At 64.4% G+C, this 4,610-nt stretch carries 5 protein-coding genes and 1 pseudogene; all 6 read right to left on the reverse strand.

Translation table 11 applies throughout. The annotated features are described in order from the left end of the window. The coding region (locus QZY07_RS05265; RefSeq protein WP_295400389.1) for an AAA family ATPase at positions 1-685 on the reverse strand (685 nt) is incomplete at its 3' end. Beyond that, on the reverse strand, positions 675-1,145 hold the full coding sequence (locus QZY07_RS05270; protein ID WP_295400391.1) for an SRPBCC family protein: 471 nt from the start codon (positions 1,143-1,145) through the stop codon (positions 675-677). The genes QZY07_RS05270 and QZY07_RS05265, both read right to left, overlap by 11 nt. A gap of 6 nt (positions 1,146-1,151) precedes the next feature. After that, the gene (locus QZY07_RS05275) at positions 1,152-1,901 is read right to left on the reverse strand and encodes a molecular chaperone DnaJ (protein ID WP_295400393.1); all 750 of its coding nucleotides are present in this window, start codon (positions 1,899-1,901) and stop codon (positions 1,152-1,154) included. 7 nt (positions 1,902-1,908) lie between these two features. Next, positions 1,909-2,628 (reverse strand): VWA domain-containing protein, encoded by a 720-nt coding sequence (locus tag QZY07_RS05280; RefSeq protein ID WP_295400395.1) that lies wholly within the window; start codon positions 2,626-2,628, stop codon positions 1,909-1,911. Between the two features lie 17 nt (positions 2,629-2,645). Continuing rightward, complete coding sequence (locus tag QZY07_RS05285; protein WP_295400397.1) at positions 2,646-3,140, reverse strand: Uma2 family endonuclease; 495 nt, start codon at positions 3,138-3,140, stop codon at positions 2,646-2,648. Between the two features lie 66 nt (positions 3,141-3,206). Next, positions 3,207-4,610 (reverse strand): annotated as a pseudogene (locus QZY07_RS05290) (hypothetical protein); the annotation flags it as partial.

A 4,610-nucleotide genomic window follows, 5' to 3' on the forward strand; every position in this document is an offset into this window, starting at 1 on the left:
GCACGCGCGGTCCGGCGAGCGAGCCATCTTTCGTCACATGCCCGACCAGAAACACCACCGTGTCCTGCCGCTTGGCGAAGCGCACCAGCTGCGCCGCCGCGTCGCGCACCTGCGAGACCGAGCCCGGCGCCGATTGCAGGGTTTCGGTAAAGAGCGTCTGGATCGAGTCCACCACCATGATCCGCGGACGCTCTGCGGCGGCATGTTCCAGGATGCGTTCCACGCAGGTCTCGGCGAGCAGCCGGATACCGTCGCCGGCCAGACCCAGCCGGCGCGCGCGCAGACCGATCTGCTGGGGCGATTCCTCGCCGCTGACATAGAGCACCGGCAGGTCGGTCGCGAGCGCGGCGCATGCCTGGAGCAGTAGGGTCGATTTGCCGATGCCGGGATCGCCGCCGATCAGCACCACCGAGCCGGCCACCAGACCGCCGCCGAGCACCCGATCCAGCTCGCCGATCCCGCTCTGGATGCGCGAACGTTCCTCGGGGCTGATCTCCGACAGGGTTTCGATGCGGGCCGCGCCCGCCGCGCCGGTATAGCCGCCGCGCACCACGGGTTTGCGGAGTTCGGCCACTTCGGCCAGGCTGTTCCAGGCTCCGCAGTCGGCGCACTGACCGGCCCATTTGGGGTGGCGCGCGCCGCAGGCGTTGCAGACATAGGCGGTGCGGGGTTTGCTAACGGCCATCGGGGGTTCCGCTGGCGGGCGGTGTCAACTCCTCCTCGATGAGCCATTTCAGGTTACTCATCATCCGGTCCCCGGTATTCTGGACGGCCTGTTGCACCATCTGTTCAAAGGGTCGCAGGGTGGGCGCGATCTCAAGCTCCAGGACGAAGGACACCTGGGTCCGGGTCTCGACAGACTCGAACCGATAGTCGATCCGATAGGTGTCGGTGATCCCCTCCAGGGTCAGTTGACGGCCCGGCTCGAAGACGCTCACGCGAAACTGGCTGTCGCTCCATCGATCATGGTCAAAGCGCAACTGCCGCCCGATCCAGCCAACCTGAAAAGGGCCATCGGTCACCGCCTCCAGGTCGCGCACCTCGGGCGACCAGCGTGGATAGTTCAGGACGAAATTCTCGGCCACGAACCTGAATACCTCTTCCAGCGGGCACTCGATCAGTGCCTCCGATGCGGTTTTGATCATGCGTGTTCACTCCCCAAGCAGTGTTCGTTTCGCAGCGTTGATTTGGGCGGCCAGATAGTCGGAACCGCCACGGTCCGGATGCAGCCGCTGCATCAACCGACGGTGAGCGGCGCGAATGGCCTCGGCATCGGCCCGCGCGTCGACTCCCAGGATCGAGCGGGCCTCGGCGTCGCTCAACCGGCCACTGCTCGGCGGCGCCTTCCCGATCCCGGACTGGCCCTCGACCCGGTCGCGCCAGTCGTCGCCATGCTCGCGGTCCAGATAGGACTCCAGCACGGCGGCGGACTGCGCGTCGCTGTCGCGATACAGTTCCAGCATTCGCAGCAGATCGTCAAGGTCGAGTTCACCCAGTTGGCGACCTTTGAAGGGGCCGTCGAGCACGCTGCCATCGAGCGCCCCGGTGGCATGATCCAGACGCATCGACAGATAGCGGGTGCGAATCGTCGATGCCTGTTGACCGGCGTGCGCGGCCCCCGCGAGCCCGCCGAGACCGAGCGAGCGGATAAGCTGCTGGAGCGCCGGGACCAGACGCAGCAGATGTACGCCCCGCAGAACGACCGGAATCAAGGCGCCCAGGGCGGCGAACAGCGGATTCAGGCGTCCGGTCAGCACTGCCAGCAGCACCAGCCCGATGACGCCCCAGAGCGCGACCTTGCGCACAACCCGGCTGACCTGTTCCGGCGGTGTCACGCGAAACCAGTGCAGAAACCAGAGCACGGCAAGGACGATGCCGATCAGAATCAGTAATAGGCCCATGCGGCTCTCAACCTCCTTTCCGGGCGATTTGATGGGTCAGTTGCAGGACGGCGCCGCCCCGCGTTTTTCCGTAGCGTACGAGCGCCTTGCGTCCGCCGGCGGCATAAACGGCCACCGCGCTCAACAGATCGCGTAGCAGATGCGGGCTGTTGGCGTCGAACGGACACCAGGCGCCGCCGCTCAGTCGGGCGATGTCGCGCAGACAGGGCTCCGCCGTCGGATCGCGTCCCTCCTGAAAGACGAAGACCGGCACCCCGAGCAACCCGAGCCGGCCGGCCAGATCGGCCAGCCGCTCTCGGTTCTCTTCCATGCAATCGCCGACGAACACCAGTGCGTTCACCCGACCCTTCGCGGCCTCGTCGATGGCGTGTTCGAGCACCCGCCCGATCTGGGTCAACCCGGCCGCGCAGAACACCCGATTCATGCGTGTCAGCAGGGCATCGGAATCTCGGTACCAGTCGGATGACTCGAACTCCTGGAAACCGCGATAAAAGCAGAGCTGAATCTCCAGCCCGCCGAGATCCTGGGTCTCCAGAAACATATTCGACTGGATATGGGTTGCCTGATCCCAGGTCGGCTCCCGGCTGGCCGTGGCGTCGAGCGCGAAGATCAGACGCCCGCGCGCGCCGCTCGGACCGGCGCGCGGCGTCTCCGCAACCCGGCGCAAAAAGTCGCTCACGGCGCTATCGGTGGATGGCGTGTCCAGATCTTTTCGTGGAGCGGCCATGACAACCTCGTCTGTACTCAGCGTGTCTTTTGCGCCAAACCCGCGACCCGTTGGGGCGCGTCGGGGATCAGCGACGACGTGGCGCGGACGCCTTCGCGATCCTGAATCTCCAACGCCGCCGCGTCCGTCACCAGCCATACCTCGCGCGCGCCAGCCTCCAGATAAAGCGCGATTTTTTCCAACATCTCGCCACGCGCATTGGACGGTGAAACGACCTCGACGCAGATCTCCGGCGCGCGCGAAAACGGGGTTTCTTCTCCATGGCGGTCGAGAAATCCGTCGGACGCCCAAACCACATCCGGCACCCGCACGCCATTGCTGGTTTGGATGCTGGCTTCGGTCAAGGTTTCGCCGCAGCCCATGGCAGCCCGCAGCATCTGGGCCAGGCGGGATTGCAGTAAAGCATGTCGGTTATTCGCCGGACTCATCTCGACCTTACCCCAACGATTCAACTCGATTTTGAAGGGTAAATTCCGCAGGTAAGGATTGTCGACCACGTCTTGCCATTGCATCGCTTGCCTCCAGGAGGATTATGATCCGCTGAAACCGCCGGTTCCTGTGCGCCGCGCTCGCACCCATCAAGCCAGCTTCTCGGCGATCTGCTGAAACACGGATCGCCCCGCCTCATCCTCGGCGACGGCCAATAGAAACAGGCAACGCCCGTCGCTGGAGGTTTCCCACTGACGCCCGACTTGGTTTTTTTCGCGCGAATCGTCGTTGGTTTTGTAGGGCTCGCCCTTGTATTCGACCGTAAAAATGCGCCCATCCGTCAGTTCGGCCACGAAATCGGGGTAAAAATAATCGGTCGCGGTCGGCAGCCAGAATGAAAACCGCTCCTGGCGTTCGATGTTCCGCACCCAATGCTTAACCTTGGGATGCGCGTCGATGGCTTGCGCGCAGAGAAACTCCTCGCCCGGCTTGCCAGCGGCGGTTTTTTCGCGCAGGTCATGGATCAAGGGATAGAAATGCTTGCCGAATTCGTAGCCGCCCTGATAACAGCGTCGGGCTGGATACTGGCCGGGTTGAAACTGAAAACTGTATTGGGCCAGGTCTTCGAGCGATGGCGCCGCCATCTCAAACAACCGCTGCTGAAAGCCCCTGGACATGGCGATCCGCCGCAGCCGTTCAATCTCGCTGGCAATGGCCCGCGCCAACTGGAAGCGCGCGCGCACCAGCGCCGTCAACGTGAAGCCCCGATCATGGATCAGATGCGCCAGCAACTTGAGCAGATAACTCTGCAATTGCCGTTGCGACAAAAACGGTTGGCGCAACTCCCGGTCCAGCTCCACCAGCAACCCCGTCTCGGTGACATGGCTGGCGACCTCGTTCAACTGCAACTGCTGGGCATCGACGTGACGATAGCTGACCCGCTGTCCGTTGACATCGATCTCGAACGAATGGAGCGTCTCGGCGAGCGAAAAACCCGCGAGCTGCACCGGCTGGTCCAGCAAGTCCCAGTCCCCGAGATCGGCCAGCGTTTCCTTCTCGACGACTTCGAGACGGTCATCCAGCCGGAGGCAAAGCTGGGGAATCGGCGCGAAGCTCAAACCGAACTGGACCGGCGCGCGCAGCGCCTGACGCAGGGCGCGGTGCGCGTCGAATTGCTCCTTGACCGCCGCCCGCGCCTGCTCGGGAAGCGCGTTGCCGATGAACGCCTCGGCCTGTGCCAGCGTGTCGGCATCGACATCGCCCTTGAGCAGCAGCGTCGCGCCCTGGGTGGTGGCCCGGACCTGCACCGACGCCCGCAGCACGGCGGGCCAGTGTTGCGTCTCGGGTACCGCCGGCACCTCGATCTGGCACTCCGGGATCAGCGGCGCGATGGTTCCGTGTCCCGAGCCACCCGCTCCGCCAACCAGCGGCAGGGATTGCTGCGGGACGATCAGCGCCGCCGTTTCCAGCCGCTCGAAGCCCATGTTCTGCACCATGCGATCCTTGAGCGTGGCGGCGGCCTGCGCGAAATTCTCCGCGACGATATGGGCGTA

The organism is uncultured Thiocystis sp. (assembly GCF_903866365.1).
GTDB lineage: Bacteria > Pseudomonadota > Gammaproteobacteria > Chromatiales > Chromatiaceae > Chromatium.

Excerpts from the sequence above, each read along its gene's own strand:
- QZY07_RS05275 (WP_295400393.1), bottom strand. The coding sequence starts at position 1,901 with ATGGGCCTATTACTGATTCTGATCGGCATCGTCCTTGCCGTGCTCTGG.
- QZY07_RS05280 (WP_295400395.1), bottom strand. The coding sequence starts at position 2,628 with ATGGCCGCTCCACGAAAAGATCTGGACACGCCATCCACCGATAGCGCC.
- QZY07_RS05270 (WP_295400391.1), bottom strand. The coding sequence starts at position 1,145 with ATGATCAAAACCGCATCGGAGGCACTGATCGAGTGCCCGCTGGAAGAG.
- QZY07_RS05285 (WP_295400397.1), bottom strand. The coding sequence starts at position 3,140 with ATGCAATGGCAAGACGTGGTCGACAATCCTTACCTGCGGAATTTACCC.